Genomic DNA, 15,809 nt, shown 5'->3' with positions numbered 1-15,809 from the left:
GATTCGGTGATCTCGACGCCATGCGGCACCCGCTTGAACAGCTTGGCGCCCAGCTGTTCTTCGAGGTCCGACACGCGGCGGGACGCGGCCGCGACTGCGAGACTGAGCTTGTCGGCTGCGCGGGAGATGCTGCCTTCCTCCACGATGGCGAGCACCAGCCGGACGGTTGTCGTGTCGAATTTCACGGGGTTGCCAGTCTTTTGAGTTGAAGGCGTAACAATAAACCAGATGGGCAAACGGGGACGAACGAAGACCTCGGCGTGCCTGGATGGCGCCGGAATCTTCGTTGCAAACGTTTGAGAGGGGGGGCGCGTCGACGACCGCTACGAGCGGTCGCGATTGCGGGTACGCGTGGCGCCCGTGATGATCGCGACGCCGAGCATGATGACGGCGACGATTTCGATGGTGTGCTGGGAGACGTGCATGGCGACGAGCGCCCAGCACACGCCGCCGATCAGAATCAGCCATCCGACAAGATAAATGACCAGGGTCATTGTTTGCTCCTTTTGGAATCGACGGATGCGACGGGATGCCTGCCATGCCGCGCTTCATCCCGGTGCGGCCGTCGAATGATGGGTCTGGTGCGAGTTACCAGCCGGCTTATGGAGTAGCAGAAATCGCGCCCGAGCCGGTCGTGGTGGATTCAAAGGAGACGTGGCGGCCAATATTCACATCAATGGGGTGGGGCGGAATCTGGAAGGTTTTGTGCGCGCGGGTCCTCGCGGCGCGAGGGGGAATACGAGAACCTTGATCGTGTAGTATCGCCGTTGGCCGATGGTGCCCGGGAAAACTGTCGTCCATGTATTCATGCTGCATAAGAAAAGGACAACCATGATGGTTAGCCTTTCCGGCCCACAATAAACTGCCTATGACATGGACCTGTTCACGCTCTTCCTGTTTCAAGGCCTTGCTGCTTTTAGTGGTCAACTGCTTAATTTTGCATTGATCTGGCAGATCCTGAACTGGTACCACTCGCCCTTGTTGATGAGTGTGTGCGTGGGCGTCGGGATTGTGCTTACCATTCTAACGACGCCGTGGATCGGCCAGAAAGTCGACCGCTCGCATCGCCTGAAAGTGGCAGCGACAGGCAACGCGCTTTCTGTTGCCGGTTCGCTTGGATTCTTCGTTTGCTTGCCCCTATTGCATGGGCAGCGCTCTGGCATCGCCGTCATTGTTCCCTTCTACGCATTGCGCGCATTGGCGACCCAGATTCAATTGACCGCCACGATGGCCGCGCTAGCCGACATGGGAACCGACGCGACCCGTGGCCAACTCTTCGCACGCTGGCAAACCATCAGCTCGGTCAGCCAGATCGCGGCGGTGCCGCTGTCGGCAGCGTTGATGACTGTATTGCACCTCGACGTCTTTGTGCTGATCGACATCATTGCCGTCTCGACGGCGGTGATCAATGCGTGGCGACTCACGCGGCGTGTCCCGATGCACGCCGTCGAACCCGTCGAAGCCGGCGCGCGGCGCTCCGCGTTTCGGGACCTGAAGTCGACATGGAGCTATCTGCGCGAAGACGCGGTGCTCGCCACCCTGCTGCTCGCCATTCCTTTCCTGAATTTTGTCGGCTCGCCGATTGGTGCGCTGTTTCCCGCCCTGGTCAAAATCGACTGGCACTTGAGCGTCAGGAGCCTCGCCATTGCCGAAACGCTTTCGAGCATCGGCATCCTGATCTCTTCCGTTCTGCAGTCGATGTGGACGCCCAAGGTACAGCGCGAACGTCTGATTGTAGTGAGTCTTTTCGCGGTAACCGTGGCGCTTGGAATGATGGCTGGGTGGCAGGGCGCGTCGCCGTATCTGCTGTATAGCGGGATGCTGGTTTGCGGCTTCTCCATCATGCTCGTCAATATTCCGCTGCAGACCGCCATTGCGACGTGCACGCCGGAATCGATGCGCGGCCGCGTCGATTCGATGCTGACGGTGCTGAGCAACGCGTCCGCGCCCTTCGGTCTCCTGCTGTTCGGCGCGATGGCGGAATGGACTGGAACACGTGCCGTGATGTGGCTGGCGGCGGCACTGTATGCCGTGATGATCGTGGTGCTGGCGATCCGGTTTGCCGGCGCGGGGCGGCGGGCGCCTATTGAGAACTCGACGACCTGAGGGCGATGGAAAGCGAGGGCTACTTGGGGCGAAGACGCTAGGTTAAGTGGCTCGCGACTTCGACGCTAACACGCCAGACCATCTACTCCTTCACTACACGCAACTCGGTCCGAATTCGAAGTGTCAGTATGTCTGACGCCTTGGCTCCTGTCGCAATCCTCCAACACCCGCTGAAAAAACATCAATGCGCGCAATGCGCATTCGCCGCCTGGCCCCGTCAGGCCTCGATTCGCATTACTTCAGGTTTCTGAAAACCTGAATTTCAGCGTAAATCGATTTTTAAACATAAAACGGTCAGATATATTTCGGCCGCGAAAGCCACCCCACGCCGTCAAGCGGAAACGATGTTTATCTGCGCGGCTTTTTGTCGCCGGAACAGGTTTCGAACCCCTGAGGGCGTTCGATTTTTGCGGCATCGCGTGGAAATAGCGAATTGAGACCCGTCTATCTGATCGGATAAAACCAAATGAAAAAGACAATTCTTGCTTTAGCCTCTCTCGCCGCCATGTCACCCGTTGCTCACGCACAAAGCAGTGTGACGCTTTACGGCGCGCTCGATACGAGTATTGCGTACTTCGGCAATCAGCAAGGGACCAGCCATTCGGGCCGAACCTTCGAAATGTCGGCCGGCAATCTGGCGCCGAATCTGTGGGGTTTGAAAGGCACGGAAGACCTGGGCGGCGGCCTCGCGGCGATCTTCAAACTGGAAAACGGCTTTAACATCGACAACGGACGCCTCGGTCAAGGCGAAAAGATGTTCGGCCGCACCGCGATGGTCGGTTTGACGGGCGACAACGTGGGCACGATCACGTTGGGTCGCCAGTACGATCCGCTGATCGACCTGATTCAACCGCTGACGAATGACGACACCTTCGGTCCGACTTTCGCGACCCCGGGTGATATGGATAACTACGACAACAGTTACCGCACCAACAATTCGGTCAAGTACACCACGCCGGATTTCGCAGGTCTGCAGGCGTCCGCGATGTACGCATTCGGCGGTGTGCCGGGCAGCGTTGCAAGCGGGCAGACCTATGCAGCGGCGCTGGCATATAACCACGGACCATTCGGCTTCGGCGCGGGCTATTTCCACGCCAATAGCGATCACGGCACCGCCGCAACCTTCGACGGCCTGAATCCGGACGCCACGGACTTCGCCGTCGATTCCGTCGCCACGACCGGCGCGTTCGTTTCGGCAAATTCAATGCAGATCATCCGCGCGGCCGGCGACTACGTCTTCAGCAATTTCACGCTCGGCGTTTCGTATAGCAACGTGCAGTACAACGACTATGCGACGTCGTTCGGCAACCAGAACAAAACCAGCTTCAACACCGGACAGATCTACCTGAACTATCAGGTCACTCCGTTGGCCATTGTTGGCGTGGGCTACGACTATACGAAGGGCAACGGCAACAACGTGACGGTCAGCTATAACCAGTTCAGCTTCGGTGCCGACTACTTCCTCTCGAAGCACACGGACATTTACATGCTGGCTGGTTATCAGAAGGCTTCGGGCAACACGATCAGCGCGTCGACGGGTGATGTCGTGTCAGCCGTCGCTTCGATGGGCGACTTCGGAAACGACGCATCCAACGATCGCCAGGCGATGGGCATGGTGGGTATCCGCCACAAGTTCTGAGCCAGTTGCGTTCGTCGCAACAGGAGCAAACAATGAGGGCCGCCTGAGTCAATCTCAGGCGGGCTTTTTTATAGCCGGATCTCAGCGCGCACGCAGGTCGGCAAAGCGGATGCTCCTGGCACCGCACGCTTGCGTGAGCGCGGCGTCGTGGCTGCAGAAAAAGACGGTGCGATCCAGCGCGAACGTCTTGAAGAGACCGACGAGAACGGCACGCGCGCTGGCGTCGAGGCCGCCGCCGGGTTCGTCTGCGATCACTACCGCAGGTGTGCCGATTGCGGCCGCCGTCAGGAACATTTTCTTGCGCGTGCCAAATGACATTTGCTCGAAGCGTTTGTCGAGATGGGGCTCCAGTCCGAACTGGTGAGCGAACTCGAGCGTAGAGGCTTCCACGCTGGATTGCCGGCTCGCGGCGACCGCTTGCAAAAACGCGCGGCCCGTTTGCATCGGATACGCCATGCAGTCGTCGGGCACATAGGCGAGCGCCGCTTTCGCCTTGAGCGGGTCAGTGCGCAAGGCATGCCCAGCGAGCCACACTTCGCCTTCATCCGCTTCTATTTCACCCGCGAGGATGCCCAGCAAGGTGGATTTGCCGCTGCCCATTTCGTCGTTCAATGCGATGCATCCGACACCCGCATGGTAGTGCAGTCCCTTGAAGATGACGTGATCGTCGAAGCGTTTGCTGAGGTTTTCAAATCGAAGCATGGATTTCAGCGTGATGCGCGCAAGGTGGCAGGAGTTCGAAAGCGATACGGCGGTCATTATGACATCTCGTGCAGGCGCGTCATTCGCGTCAGGCGAGCCTGTCTGGCGACGGCGGACGCATTGCGCTGGAGATTTGAAACTCCGCCCTTTAGACTCATGGTCTAACGAATCGCGCTTGCCATGAGCGTGATCATCAAAGGAGACACCCGCATGCTTTGGCGCCATGTCGCACTCGGCTTTGTCCTGGCCGGACTTGCTTCTTCCACCGTCTACGCAAGAACGATCTGCACGGTCGTTGCGGATGCAAGCACCCGGCAGATCCTGGTGCAGCAGGGCGACTGCAGCAACCGTGTGACGCCTGCCTCGACGTTCAAGATTGCCATCAGTCTGATGGGTTTCGATTCGGGCTTTCTGAAAGACGAACATGCACCGGTGCTGCCGTACCGCGAGGGTTACGTCGACTGGGGCGGCGCGCTCTGGCGTGAGCCGACCGACCCGGCGCGGTGGATCAAATACTCGGTGGTGTGGTTTTCCGAGCAGGTGACGCAAGCCCTCGGCCAGGCGCGTTTTCAGCAATACACCAGCGCGTTCGACTATGGAAACGCCGACGTCTCCGGCAACCCACCCGAACACAACGGCGTGATGGGAGCCTGGATCAATTCCTCCTTGCGCATTTCGCCGCTGGAACAAGTGTCGTTTCTGCAGAAGGTGGTCGACCGGCAATTGCCGGTCAGCGCCCATGCATTCGATATGACTGACAGCATCACGGAGATCACCACGCTGCCGGGCGGCTGGAATATTCACGGCAAGACGGGTACCGGTTCGCCGGGTTCAAGCTTCGACAAGGCGCATTCGTATGGCTGGTTTGTCGGATGGGCGACGCAAGGGCCGCGTACGCTTGTCTTCGCGCGCCTGATTCAGGACGAAAAGATCGAAGCAGACTCAGCCGGCGTGCGGGCGCGCGACTCCTTTTTGCAAGAACTGCCTGCATTAGTCAGTCCGGTGAGGCAATGACCGAAGCGTTGAACCGCGAGGTGAACATGGCAAGCACACTTCAGTTCCAGTTGAGAATTACGGTTTCGCCGGAGCTCGCTTCGGCCCTGCGTGCAGATGCAGCGGCGACATCGTACGAGCCGCTTGCGAGTGTGCTGCGCAAAGACGGCGCGACCTTGAAGTGTCAGTTCGATGCATTCGCCGACTACGTCAGCGAGGCCGAACGACTCGGCATCGATCAGTTTCCCTTGTACCAGTGGACCAGGGACACGATCGAAAACCCCGAGAAAAAGGCCAGATATCTGCGGTCGTTCACAGTCTATGTGAACGGGCAAGAGGTCTACGACAAAGACGTAGCAGACCGGATGCACGGCGAACTACTGGCGCTCGTGGGGGAGACGGGCATCGAAAGCGTCTCGAGGTTCGATACGAACCCGGCGAATAATCCGCAACCGCCCAGGCGATAGGAACGATTCGCCGAAGTTCGCGCTGTGCGCATCATCAGGCATTTTCAAGCGCGGGATAGTCGACGTAGCCGTTCGGACCCGCTGAGTAGAAGGTGTCGCGATCGGGCGTATTGAGCGGAGCGTCGATCGAAAACCGCTGCAGCAGATCCGGGTTGGCGAGGTACGAACTGCCGAATACGGCTGCATCTACGTGGCCATCGGTAATCAGCGACTGCGCGGCGGCTTTGTCGAGACCGCCGCCGTAGAGGAGGGCGCCGTCGAACAAGGGACGCAGCAGCGCGCGGTAATCGAACGCGCTTTTCGTCCTGGCCAGATGCAGATAGGCAAGATTCAGTGGAGCAATGCGCTGCACCAGATACTGGAAGGTCTGTTCCGGCGTGGCGTCGCTGACACTGTTGAAGCCCATCTCCGGCGCGATCTTGATGCCGACCCGATCGCCGCCCGCTTCTTGCGTCATGGCCGTCAACACTTCCACGATGAAACGCGCGCGGTTCGCGAGCGAGCCGCCGTAGCGGTCGGTGCGTTGATTGGTTCCGGACGACAGGAATTGCTCCGGCAGATAGCCCGAAGCCGCATGCAACTCGACGCCATCGAAGCCCGCCTCCAGCGCGTGGCGCGTAGCGAGCCGGTATTGCTCGACGATGCCCGGAATTTCCTCGGTCTGCAGCGCGCGCGGTGTGACGAAATCCTGCGGTCCAGTCGCAGTGAACACCTTGCCCGCGGCCGCGATTGCCGAAGGGGCGACCGGCGTGGCGTGGTCCGGCAGCAAGCTCGGGTGCGAGATGCGTCCGGTGTGCATCAGTTGCAAGAAGATCAGGCCGCCCTTGGCGTGCACAGCGGCGGTGATGCGCTTCCATGCTTCGATCTGTGCCGCCGAGTGGATGCCCGGCGTGCGCACGTAGCCTTTGCCCATCGCAGAGGGGAAGGTGCCTTCGGTGACGATCAGGCCGGCGTCGGCGCGTTGGGCGTAGTACTGCGCGGTGAGCCCGGAGGGCACCCCTGAGGTGTCGTCGGCGCGCGAGCGGGTCATCGGCGCCATCACGACGCGGTTGCGCAACATATGGCGTCCCACGCGGAGGTTCTTGAAGAGCGTGTTCATGTCGGTTCCTTGAGTGAAGAGGGTGTGTCCACACAATGAACTGATCCATTGATGAGATAAAGACCTATAGTTGAATACAGTGATCCATCTATGGAGCAATCGACGTGGAATTGCTGAACTACATGCGCCTTTTCGTCGAAGTTGCGCGTACCAAGAGCTTTCGTCGCGCGGCGGAGGCGCTGGAGATGCCGAACTCCACGCTGTCGCGCCATATCGCGGAACTGGAGAAGGCGATTGGTTTGCGGTTGCTGCATCGGTCGACGCGCAAGGTCGAGTTGACCGATGCAGGCGAGGTGTATTTCAAGCGTTGCCAGAGCATCGTGGAGGAAGCGCGGATTGCGCATGAATCGCTGCTGGAGGTGGCGGAGCGTCCGGGCGGCACGTTGCGCGTCTCGATGCCGGTCGATCTCGCCACGGGTTATCTGGCACCCATCCTTGCCGACTTTGCGCGGACGTATCCGCTGATCTCGTTCGAATTCGACCTGTCGCCACGCCCCATCGATCTGCAAACGGAACCCTTCGATCTCGCGATCCGCATTGGAGCGCCACCCACCGCACCCTCCACGCTGGTTGCGCGGCAGATCGCGCTGTTGCCTCGTTATCTGTATGCGTCGCCGGCGTATCTGAAGCAGGGCGCGCCGTTGCTTCACCCAGGCGATTTAACCGGGCACGTACTCTGCATCGTGCAGGCAGCGGCGCGCCAGGGCGACGGCATGCGAACGTTCTATCGCGGCGACGAGGCGGTGCAGGTGATGACCACGAGGCGTTTCGCAATGAATAGCGTCGCCTTGAGCCGTGCGCTGGCAGTGCAAGGGATCGGCATTGCCGTGCTCGACACCGAACTTGCGCGGGATGAGGTCGCCGCGGGTCGCCTGATTCGCGTGCTGCCGGAATGGAGTCTGAAGCCCGTTCAGGTGCATGCAATTACCGAAACCCGCCTGCTGCCGGCGAGGACGCGCTTGTTCATTGATTTTGTGCGGACCCGGTTGCGCAAGGAGTGACGTTTTGCCTGCACGTCTAACTGGCGCGAGCAGTCGAAATAGGCAAGATGAAAAAGAGGCGCGAGCCGTCGCGCCTCTTTATATGGTGGAACGATTCACCGTTGCGGGTGCCGCTGCGCATGTCCGGCGGCAAGCGGCGAAACGCGATGCCATCGCAACCCCGACCCTAACCCCGCTCAAGCGTTTTAGGTAACTGCCCAAGTTGCCGGAACACCGAAAGCCAGTCCTCGAGGTGCCAGGTTTTCGCTATCAGATTCCCTTGCAACTGATGGAAAGAGTGAATCGCGAATTGAATGTGTTTCGAGCTTGCCTCAATGCCCAGCAATTTCCCCGTTTGCGTGCCGCTGATCTCCGCGCGAACCGCCGCCCGGTCGCCATGAATCAACACGTCGAGAAGGGTGATGTTCATATCGGGCAGGGCTGTCGTGATGTCGTGGAAGATCTGAGCCATCTGATCGGGTCCCGGGGCCGCCCCACGGGGCTCGGGAATATATTCCCAATCGGCGGTGACGACCTTTCGTAACAACGCGACGCTTCTCTGCTCGAAGGCGCGGTAGAACTCCTCGATCACTTGTCGAGTGATATCTTCGCTGGCAGCTAGGGGCATGATCGCAAACTCCTGAAAAATGCTCACGGGATAAGGTGCACGAAACGGGCGTTCTGCCACTTTGCCATCAAAACGGTGGCCTCGTCACCCTGTCCCCGAAATCGCCGCTGACACCTTCAGGCGTCAGCCTCCGACCAGCGACATGCGCACGGTGGGATAGACCTTTCCCGATCCGGACCTGCGTTGCGTCGAGCGAAGTTCGGAGTAGCGGTCGTCGCGCTGCAGCCATCGGCTGCGGATGGCGAGAGCCAGTTGCTCGACGGAAGCGCTGTCGGTGAGCAAGGGCCGCAAGTCGGTGCCATGCGTGGCGAACAGGCACGAATAGAGCTGGCCGTCCGCCGATACCCGGGCGCGCGAACACGATCCACAGAACGGTTGCGACACGCTCGCGATGAATCCGACTTCGCCTGCGCCGTCGGCGTGGCGATAATTCACCGCGGTGGCCGCCGGCTCATGACCGATGACGGGTACCAGAGGGAATTCCGCTTCGACGATCTCCCGCGTTTCGCGAGCCGTGATCACCTTCGTATTCGACCAGCCGCCCGCGCCGCCAACGTCCATGAATTCGATGAAGCGCACGGCCACGCCGGTGCCCTTGAAGAGCCGCACGAGCGGCAGGATCTGGCTGTCGTTGGCGCCGCGCTCGATCACGGCGTTGACCTTGAGCGGCGCGAGTCCGACCGCGCGCGCCGCCTCGATTCCGTCGAGGATGCGCGACACCGGCATGTCGACATCGCTCATGCGGCGAAACACGGCGTCATCCACCGCGTCGAGGCTCACGGTCACGCGGCCGAGGCCGGCGTCGCGCAACGAGCGCGCCTTCGCCGCGAGCAGCGAGCCGTTGGTCGTGAGCGCGAGTTCCATCGGCTTGCCACTTACGGTCGTCAGTCTGGCGAGCTGTTCGATCAGTGATTCGAGTCCGCGCCGCAGGAGCGGCTCTCCGCCGGTGATGCGAATCTTCTCCACCCCGAGCTGCGCGAACGCTTTCGCGAGCTTGACCATCTGTTCGAACGACATGCGTTCCGAAGACGGCAGGAACCGGTAGTCCGCACCGAAGGTGTCGCGCGGCATGCAGTAGGTACAGCGGAAATTGCACTGATCGATCACCGACAGACGCAAATCCCGCAGCGGACGATTGAGCGTGTCGAGGGTAGGCGTGACGCCCCCAGCGGATACGCTATGACGGGGCGTAGTCTCTGCACGTATTGGCGGGTCGATGATGTTCACGATCTATCCGAAGGTGGGCTGGTTGCGACAGGGGACGGAGCAACGGCAGTCATCGTTCTGATCGGAACACTGGCCGGCCCGTAAATGGCCTGCTTGCAGGATAGTGCGTAAGCGCGGCGAAGGGACGCACAGTCTGTGCGGAATTACAGGGGTACAGTTTGACGCACTGTACTCCCGCGCGCGGCGACGCAATCGTACCCAGGCCCGAAACCGGCGGAGGTGGGAACGTTGCAATCGTGGCGTCCTTGATGTCGCCATATTCCTTCTGCAAGTTACCGACTAGGGTGGCGGCGGATTCGTCCTTGCCGCGAAGCTTCGATGGACTCATCACCGGAAACACCAGACCGCTGCTCGACGAATTCATCAGGCCGGTCACGTTGAGGCCGGGAAACTCAGGCGTGTGCTCGACACCTGGTTGACGACGCGCCATCTCCCCCATTTCATGCACGACTTTCGCCGTGCGATCGAGCGAAGCGCCTGGCGGCAATTGCACGATGCTCACGAGGTAGTCCTTGTCTTGCGCGGGCACGAAGCCTCCCGGCACGATCTTGCCGAGAAGGACCGTGCCGCCTAGCAGGACGCCATACACGATCACCATCGCGAACTTGCGATGGATGACGCCCCCGACGCCTTTGCCGTACGCTTCGGAGCCCCGCTTGAAGACCTTGTTGAAAACGCTGAAGAACGGTCCCAGGATGCGGTCAATGATGCGCGTGAGCCAGTCCTTCGGGGCGTGATGATCCTTCAGCAGAAGAGCCGCCAGCGCAGGCGACAACGTCAGCGAGTTGAACGCCGAGATGACCGTCGAAATCGCAATGGTCATGGCGAACTGCTTGTAGAACCGACCCGTCAGTCCGGACATGAACGCGAGGGGCACGAACACCGCGACCAGCGTCAAGGCGATGGCGATGATCGGCCCGCTGACTTCCCGCATGGCTTCATACGATGCCTCGAGCGGACTGAGACCTGCAGCGATGTTGCGCTCGACGTTTTCCACCACCACGATCGCATCGTCGACCACGATGCCGATCGCCAGCACCATCCCGAACAGCGACAGCGCATTGATCGAAAAGCCGAACGCGAGCATCAGCGAGAACGCGCCGACAATCGATACCGGCACGGCGATCAGCGGAATCAGCGAAGCCCGCCAGGTCTGCAGGAACAGTATCACCACGACCACGACGAGGACGATCGCCTCGAAGAGCGTATGAATCACCGCATCGATACTCTCGCGGACGAATTGCGTCGGGTCGTAGACAATCGAGGCCTTGACGCCGTCCGGCATGTCTTTCCGCAGTTCGGCTGTGATGCGGCGCACGTCGGTGGATATCTGCAGCGAATTGGCGTTGGGCTGCTGGAAGATGATGAGCTGAACCGCAGGCTTGCCGTCGAGGTTCGCGCGCAGCGCATATTCCGACGCGCCCATTTCGACACGGGCTACATCGCTCAGGTGCGTCACCGCTCCATCAGGTCCTGTCTTGAGGATGATTCTGCGGAACTCCTCTTCCGTCGCCAATCGTCCTTGTGCGTTGACACTCAGTTGCAAGGGCACGTTTGTCGTCATGGGTGCGCCGCCGACGATGCCGGCTGCGACCTGAACGTTCTGTTCGCGAATCGCCTTGATGACATCTGTGGCCGTCAGGTTATGACTGGCCACCCTGGTGGGGTCGAGCCAGACGCGCATCGAGTAGTCGCCCCCGCCCCACATCACGACTTCGCCCACACCGGGCACCTGCGCAAGCCGGTCCTTGACGTTGACGAGCGCGTAGTTGCGCAGATAGGTCAGGTCGTAGCGGCCATTCGGGGAGCCGAGGTTCACACCCATCGTCAGGGTTGGCGAAGATTTGACCGTCACGACGCCGAGTCGCTGCACATCTTCGGGCAAGCGCGGCATGGCCTGAGACACGCGGTTCTGCACAAGCTGCTGCGCCTTGTCCGGATCAGTGCCAAGCTTGAATGTGACGGTTGTAGTCATGGCGCCGTCGCTATTCGCCTGGGACTGCATGTACAACATGCTCTCGACGCCGTTGATCTGCTCTTCGATTGGCGACGCCACCGTCTCGGCTATGACCTTGGGATTCGCACCAGGATACTGGGCACGAACCACCACCGAAGGCGGTACGACTTCCGGATATTCTGCGGTGGGCAACTTCGTCAGCGCGATGACTCCGGCCAGCAGGATGATCACCGACAGCACGCCCGCGAAGACGGGGCGGTCGATGAAATACTTTGAGATGTTCATGAAGGGCTTCCCGGTTGTCGCTCAGTCGCCAGTTGCGCGGCGGACTGCGCGGCGACGGTTATGCTGGCCATGCTGGCGCGCCCGGCTTCGTGAGGACGCCGTTTGCCAGATACCCGCAGGCATGAGGCGAGTATGACGACCGTGCCGTTTCGGATAAACACGCTTCCCGGAGACGCTTGGGCGATTCACGAGCGACAATCTGGCGAGGAATGGCACGGCAACCGCTGGCTCGACCGCATCGCAAGGCATGGCAGATGTGCAAGCGCGCGAGCATGGCCTGAGTTGTATTTCGAATTCGCCTATGGACGGCTATAGTGGAACCACCGTCGCCTTGGAGCGCACGTTGCGTTCAGGACGGTGATCTATGACGGGGGCAAGATGACTAACGCTGCGGGTTTGGCTAACAGTGTGCCGGCAGACACGCCGGAGTCGCTGATGGCGCTGATCAAGTACCTCGAGCTTTCGCTCGATCAGGGAAAGAGCGTCGTGATGATGCGCGACGCTACGAAAGCCTTTTCGGTTTCCCTGGGCGTTCCGGAGGACGAGGAAAACGACTTGAAAAATTACGGGACCCTTGAGGCGCCAATGGTGGAAGAGATACTCGAGCTGACCCGGCCTGGTGTGAATCGCATCACCGTTGGAGATCAAACGTACCGGTTTTTTCGCAGCTTCACTCACATCGCCGAGGTTGGAGCGGTGGTATTCGCTCCCGCGTAGATTCGCGCGCCCTGACTGCAGCCGGGCACTAGCCGTAGTATTGTATGGCTCGCCGTAAACTGGCCGCGCGAATGTGCGCCAGTATTGATTCTCGTACGCCGTCCCTCATATCTTGTGGCGTTGAGTAACAACAGTAGGCAAGCCGATAAGTATGACAAAACCTGAATTTATTGAGCCCGACAGCGCGCGTCCTGACTTGCTGTGTTTTCTCGTGGCGATTGCCGCGGCATCGTATGCCCTGACCTACGAATGGCGTGTGGACCATGTGGTCGAATGCTGCCGCCAGTGGTTACAGAAGAACCGGCTGAAGATGCACTGGCTCGACCGGGTCCGGATTGGCCAACTCGCTTTGAAGATTGCCAGTAAGGACTTGCTCGACGCGGGAGTCGCGGTTCGACTGTCCAGCGTGCAGGCACTCTTTACCAATGAAATGGAACTCAACGCTGCGAGCACGATGGTGCAGCGAATGATGGTGTTGTGTCACGAGGCGCTTTGATTGGCTGCCTGCGGATCCGGTCGCTACCGGTAACCGGGACTGGCGGCTGCGGTGAATCCGCGAAAAACTACGCAAAAAATCTACTCAATCTTCTCCCGGGCGGATACGCGCGCTTACGGGCTCCGCTCGCTGCGTATCTGCGCCACGCGGACGGTCATATCCCCCACCACCCCGGCATTTCTCTTGAAGGTCGCCGCGCCGCCACCTATCTTTAAGTTGCTTTACGTTCAGGAGATAGCCATGGAAGGCGCTGCAGTTGACGTGCGCATCGATAGCAGGCACTTGTTCGTCGACCTGTCCGACGGTCGCGCTGCTGAGTTCCCACTTGACTGGTTTCCTGTCCTGCAGGCAGCCACGGTAGCGGAGCGCGAACATTTTGCCATTTCAATGGACCGGCAGCAGGTGTTCTGGCCTGAAATCGACGAAGACGTGAATGTACCGGCACTGCTTTCTTTTGTTCCCGACAGGACATTTCTACAATCGTTCTGAAGGCTGACTCCTCTATCGAGCCTTCGCTATGGCGTAGCCTGGCGCGCCGCGGGACCACTTTTGAGCGTGTTTCGCCGTCGCGGCAAATCGTCGGTAGCAGATCACAAAGGACGGATGGCACGGTGGCCTGTCCGAGCGCAACGCCAATCCTGGTGTGCAGTGACGTTTCTTCACCGGAGCCGTTGAACGCCTCTTTGAGGCAATCCACGGCTTCTATATAACGCGGCCTCTTTTAATTCTGGACTCAATCATGGCAACCGGTACTGTGAAGTGGTTTAACGACGCGAAGGGCTTTGGCTTCATCACGCCGGACGATGGCGGCGACGACCTGTTTGCTCATTTCTCGGAAGTCAAGGCCGAGGGGTTCAAGTCGCTTCAGGAGGGGCAAAAAGTGAGCTTCGAGGTCAAGCAAGGACCCAAGGGGAAACAGGCGGCGAATATCAAGCCGGCGTAAGCCCAAGGGGAATCCTCCTCAGCGGGCCGAGACCGTGGGTTATGCGGGCCGGCGGCCGCGCAAAAAAAAGCCCGCGTCGTTGCGTGGGCTGAATGATGCACGCGACTCGGGGAATTCGCGTGCATGCCATGCACAAATGTTAGGCGATATTCTAGAAAATACTTTAGGTATTTTTGTAACTGATTGTTTTATATTAATAATAGGCTGAACGAGTGTCGCAATCGGGTTGTCTCACCGCTGCGCGTTGCCCGCAATCAGGCACATCGTGTGCATCGCTCCTGCTCTGAGCTCTGCATGGACGGCTGCTCATGATGTACAGCGCGGTACCCCTCAAAGGAGCGAAACATGCAGCTAGGCATGATTGGATTGGGGCGCATGGGCGCCGACATGGTACGGCGCCTGACCGCTGGCGGTCAGACATGCGTGGTCTACGACGTGCAGCCCGCGGCGGTCGAGAAGCTCAAACAGAGTGGTCATGGCATTGACGGCGCGGCGTCGCTCGAAGACCTGGTGCACAAGCTTGCGAAGCCGCGCGCGGTCTGGCTGATGGTGCCGGCGGCCGTGGTCGATTCGACGTTGTCGCAACTCACCCCCTTGCTGGAACCGGGCGACATCGTGATCGACGGTGGCAATTCTTTCTATCGCGACGACATCCGGCGCGGCCAGGAGTTGGGCGCACGGCAGCTTCACTATGTGGATGTCGGCACGAGCGGTGGCGTCGCTGGACGGGAGCGCGGCTACTGTCTGATGATCGGCGGCGAGAAGGCGGTCGTGGAGCGGCTCGCGCCGGTATTTTCGACGCTGGCGCCCGGACCCGGCGCGGCGGTTCCCACACCCGGCCGTAGCACGAGCGCAGGAACGGCGGATCAGGGCTACCTGCATTGCGGACCGCAAGGCGCCGGGCACTTCGTGAAGATGGTCCACAACGGCATCGAGTACGGGATCATGGCCGCGTACGCGGAAGGCATGAACATCCTGCACAGCGCCAACGCCGGAAAACAGTCGCGCGAGATCGACGCCGAAACCTCGCCGTTGCGTAACCCCGAGTTCTATCAGTACGACCTGGACTTGCCGGAAATCGCGGAAGTGTGGCGGCGCGGCAGTGTCATCGGTTCGTGGTTGCTGGATCTGATCGCCGCCTCGCTGATCGGCGATGCGGATCTCAAGGAGTACACGGGGCGCGTCTCCGATTCGGGCGAGGGGCGCTGGACAGTCGAGGCCGCGATCGATGAAGGGGTGCCCGCGCCCGTGCTGAGCGCCGCGTTGTTCGAACGATTCAGCTCACGCGGAGAAGGCGATTACGCGAACCGGGTGTTGTCGGCAATGCGGCATGATTTCGGCGGTCATATGGAAAAAGCGGCCGAGAAGCTGGGTAAGCCGCTGAAGTGACATCTTCCGGCGAGGGCGAGGGCGAGGCAAAGCACCAGGTGCGGAACCCGTCGGCACAACAGGCGCAAGCATGACGTGAACGAGGCCGGCCAGCTTACACAAGGCCGACCGCCGTTCACGCTGGGCGCACCGGGACTCACACCCTTGCGTCACGAGCATGGGCGCGCCGCGCGCGGCGGCG

At 60.3% G+C, this 15,809-nt stretch carries 17 protein-coding genes; 10 read left to right on the top strand and 7 right to left on the bottom strand.

Annotated elements, in window-relative coordinates; translation table 11 throughout:
- On the bottom strand, positions 1-185 hold a 185-nt coding region (locus VGH41_RS09340), incomplete at its 3' end, for a LysR family transcriptional regulator (RefSeq protein ID WP_331597103.1).
- Between the two features lie 138 nt (positions 186-323).
- Entirely contained in the window at positions 324-494 is a 171-nt protein-coding gene (locus VGH41_RS09335; RefSeq protein ID WP_331597102.1) for a hypothetical protein, read from the bottom strand.
- A gap of 379 nt (positions 495-873) precedes the next feature.
- Here VGH41_RS09335 and VGH41_RS09330 point away from each other — a divergent pair, with 379 nt between their 5' ends.
- Entirely contained in the window at positions 874-2,106 is a 1,233-nt protein-coding gene (locus VGH41_RS09330) for an MFS transporter (protein WP_331597101.1), read from the top strand.
- 466 nt (positions 2,107-2,572) lie between these two features.
- Positions 2,573-3,745 carry a porin gene (locus VGH41_RS09325; RefSeq protein ID WP_331597100.1) on the top strand — a complete coding sequence of 391 codons (1,173 nt, stop codon included), beginning with the start codon at positions 2,573-2,575 and terminating at the stop codon, positions 3,743-3,745.
- An 81-nt stretch (positions 3,746-3,826) separates the two neighbouring features.
- Here VGH41_RS09325 and VGH41_RS09320 read toward each other — a convergent pair whose 3' ends face one another.
- Positions 3,827-4,447 carry an ATP-binding cassette domain-containing protein gene (locus tag VGH41_RS09320; protein WP_331597099.1) on the bottom strand — a complete coding sequence of 207 codons (621 nt, stop codon included), beginning with the start codon at positions 4,445-4,447 and terminating at the stop codon, positions 3,827-3,829.
- Between the two features lie 210 nt (positions 4,448-4,657).
- On the opposite strand from VGH41_RS09320, the gene blaOXA reads away from it, so the two are divergent.
- On the top strand, positions 4,658-5,461 hold the full coding sequence (gene blaOXA / locus VGH41_RS09315) for a class D beta-lactamase (protein WP_331597098.1): 804 nt from the start codon (positions 4,658-4,660) through the stop codon (positions 5,459-5,461).
- A gap of 26 nt (positions 5,462-5,487) precedes the next feature.
- Positions 5,488-5,907: a hypothetical protein gene (locus VGH41_RS09310; protein ID WP_331597097.1), complete on the top strand. Its 420-nt coding sequence runs from the start codon at positions 5,488-5,490 to the stop codon at positions 5,905-5,907.
- 34 nt (positions 5,908-5,941) lie between these two features.
- Here VGH41_RS09310 and VGH41_RS09305 read toward each other — a convergent pair whose 3' ends face one another.
- Positions 5,942-7,006, bottom strand: a complete 1,065-nt coding sequence (locus VGH41_RS09305) for an alkene reductase (RefSeq protein ID WP_331597096.1) — start codon at positions 7,004-7,006, stop codon at positions 5,942-5,944.
- A gap of 104 nt (positions 7,007-7,110) precedes the next feature.
- Between VGH41_RS09305 and VGH41_RS09300 the strand changes: the two genes are divergently transcribed.
- Positions 7,111-8,007 (top strand): LysR family transcriptional regulator, encoded by an 897-nt coding sequence (locus VGH41_RS09300; protein ID WP_331597095.1) that lies wholly within the window; start codon positions 7,111-7,113, stop codon positions 8,005-8,007.
- A 166-nt stretch (positions 8,008-8,173) separates the two neighbouring features.
- Here the strand turns inward: VGH41_RS09300 and VGH41_RS09295 are convergent, their stop codons facing one another.
- The 3 genes from VGH41_RS09295 to VGH41_RS09285 form a co-directional block, all read right to left on the bottom strand.
- The gene (locus tag VGH41_RS09295) at positions 8,174-8,614 is read right to left on the bottom strand and encodes an ester cyclase (RefSeq protein WP_331597093.1); all 441 of its coding nucleotides are present in this window, start codon (positions 8,612-8,614) and stop codon (positions 8,174-8,176) included.
- Between the two features lie 123 nt (positions 8,615-8,737).
- The gene (gene moaA / locus VGH41_RS09290; protein ID WP_414696627.1) at positions 8,738-9,841 is read right to left on the bottom strand and encodes a GTP 3',8-cyclase MoaA; all 1,104 of its coding nucleotides are present in this window, start codon (positions 9,839-9,841) and stop codon (positions 8,738-8,740) included.
- A gap of 49 nt (positions 9,842-9,890) precedes the next feature.
- A complete protein-coding gene (locus tag VGH41_RS09285; protein WP_331597092.1) occupies positions 9,891-12,083 on the bottom strand; it encodes an efflux RND transporter permease subunit in 2,193 nt (730 codons plus the stop codon).
- A gap of 435 nt (positions 12,084-12,518) precedes the next feature.
- Here VGH41_RS09285 and VGH41_RS09280 point away from each other — a divergent pair, with 435 nt between their 5' ends.
- The 5 genes from VGH41_RS09280 to gnd all read left to right on the top strand — a co-directional run bounded on the left by VGH41_RS09280 (position 12,519) and on the right by gnd (position 15,628).
- Positions 12,519-12,800, top strand: a complete 282-nt coding sequence (locus VGH41_RS09280) for a hypothetical protein (RefSeq protein WP_331597091.1) — start codon at positions 12,519-12,521, stop codon at positions 12,798-12,800.
- Positions 12,801-12,951: 151 nt separating this feature from the next.
- Positions 12,952-13,296 carry a hypothetical protein gene (locus VGH41_RS09275; RefSeq protein ID WP_331597090.1) on the top strand — a complete coding sequence of 115 codons (345 nt, stop codon included), beginning with the start codon at positions 12,952-12,954 and terminating at the stop codon, positions 13,294-13,296.
- Positions 13,297-13,347: 51 nt separating this feature from the next.
- A complete protein-coding gene (locus VGH41_RS09270) occupies positions 13,348-13,785 on the top strand; it encodes a DUF2442 domain-containing protein (RefSeq protein WP_331597089.1) in 438 nt (145 codons plus the stop codon).
- A 250-nt stretch (positions 13,786-14,035) separates the two neighbouring features.
- A complete protein-coding gene (locus tag VGH41_RS09265; RefSeq protein WP_331597088.1) occupies positions 14,036-14,239 on the top strand; it encodes a cold-shock protein in 204 nt (67 codons plus the stop codon).
- 345 nt (positions 14,240-14,584) lie between these two features.
- Complete coding sequence (gene gnd / locus VGH41_RS09260) at positions 14,585-15,628, top strand: phosphogluconate dehydrogenase (NAD(+)-dependent, decarboxylating) (RefSeq protein WP_331597087.1); 1,044 nt, start codon at positions 14,585-14,587, stop codon at positions 15,626-15,628.
- Positions 15,629-15,809: the final 181 nt, after the last annotated feature.

It is taken from the genome of Paraburkholderia sp., assembly GCF_036488795.1.
In the GTDB taxonomy this organism is placed as follows: domain Bacteria; phylum Pseudomonadota; class Gammaproteobacteria; order Burkholderiales; family Burkholderiaceae; genus Paraburkholderia.
The sequence above is the reverse complement of the archived record's forward strand: the minus strand, read 5'-3'. Positions and strand labels throughout refer to the sequence as shown.

What these genes read in the sequence shown, in the direction of transcription:
- VGH41_RS09335 (WP_331597102.1), bottom strand. Translation starts at nt 494, where the DNA reads ATGACCCTGGTCATTTATCTTGTCGGATGGCTGATTCTGATCGGCGGC.
- VGH41_RS09280 (WP_331597091.1), top strand. Translation starts at nt 12,519, where the DNA reads ATGGCGCTGATCAAGTACCTCGAGCTTTCGCTCGATCAGGGAAAGAGC.
- VGH41_RS09285 (WP_331597092.1), bottom strand. Translation starts at nt 12,083, where the DNA reads ATGAACATCTCAAAGTATTTCATCGACCGCCCCGTCTTCGCGGGCGTG.
- VGH41_RS09320 (WP_331597099.1), bottom strand. Translation starts at nt 4,447, where the DNA reads ATGCTTCGATTTGAAAACCTCAGCAAACGCTTCGACGATCACGTCATC.
- VGH41_RS09325 (WP_331597100.1), top strand. Translation starts at nt 2,573, where the DNA reads ATGAAAAAGACAATTCTTGCTTTAGCCTCTCTCGCCGCCATGTCACCC.
- VGH41_RS09295 (WP_331597093.1), bottom strand. Translation starts at nt 8,614, where the DNA reads ATGCCCCTAGCTGCCAGCGAAGATATCACTCGACAAGTGATCGAGGAG.
- VGH41_RS09265 (WP_331597088.1), top strand. Translation starts at nt 14,036, where the DNA reads ATGGCAACCGGTACTGTGAAGTGGTTTAACGACGCGAAGGGCTTTGGC.
- VGH41_RS09305 (WP_331597096.1), bottom strand. Translation starts at nt 7,006, where the DNA reads ATGAACACGCTCTTCAAGAACCTCCGCGTGGGACGCCATATGTTGCGC.
- VGH41_RS09275 (WP_331597090.1), top strand. Translation starts at nt 12,952, where the DNA reads ATGACAAAACCTGAATTTATTGAGCCCGACAGCGCGCGTCCTGACTTG.
- VGH41_RS09330 (WP_331597101.1), top strand. Translation starts at nt 874, where the DNA reads ATGGACCTGTTCACGCTCTTCCTGTTTCAAGGCCTTGCTGCTTTTAGT.
- VGH41_RS09310 (WP_331597097.1), top strand. Translation starts at nt 5,488, where the DNA reads ATGGCAAGCACACTTCAGTTCCAGTTGAGAATTACGGTTTCGCCGGAG.
- blaOXA (WP_331597098.1), top strand. Translation starts at nt 4,658, where the DNA reads ATGCTTTGGCGCCATGTCGCACTCGGCTTTGTCCTGGCCGGACTTGCT.
- gnd (WP_331597087.1), top strand. Translation starts at nt 14,585, where the DNA reads ATGCAGCTAGGCATGATTGGATTGGGGCGCATGGGCGCCGACATGGTA.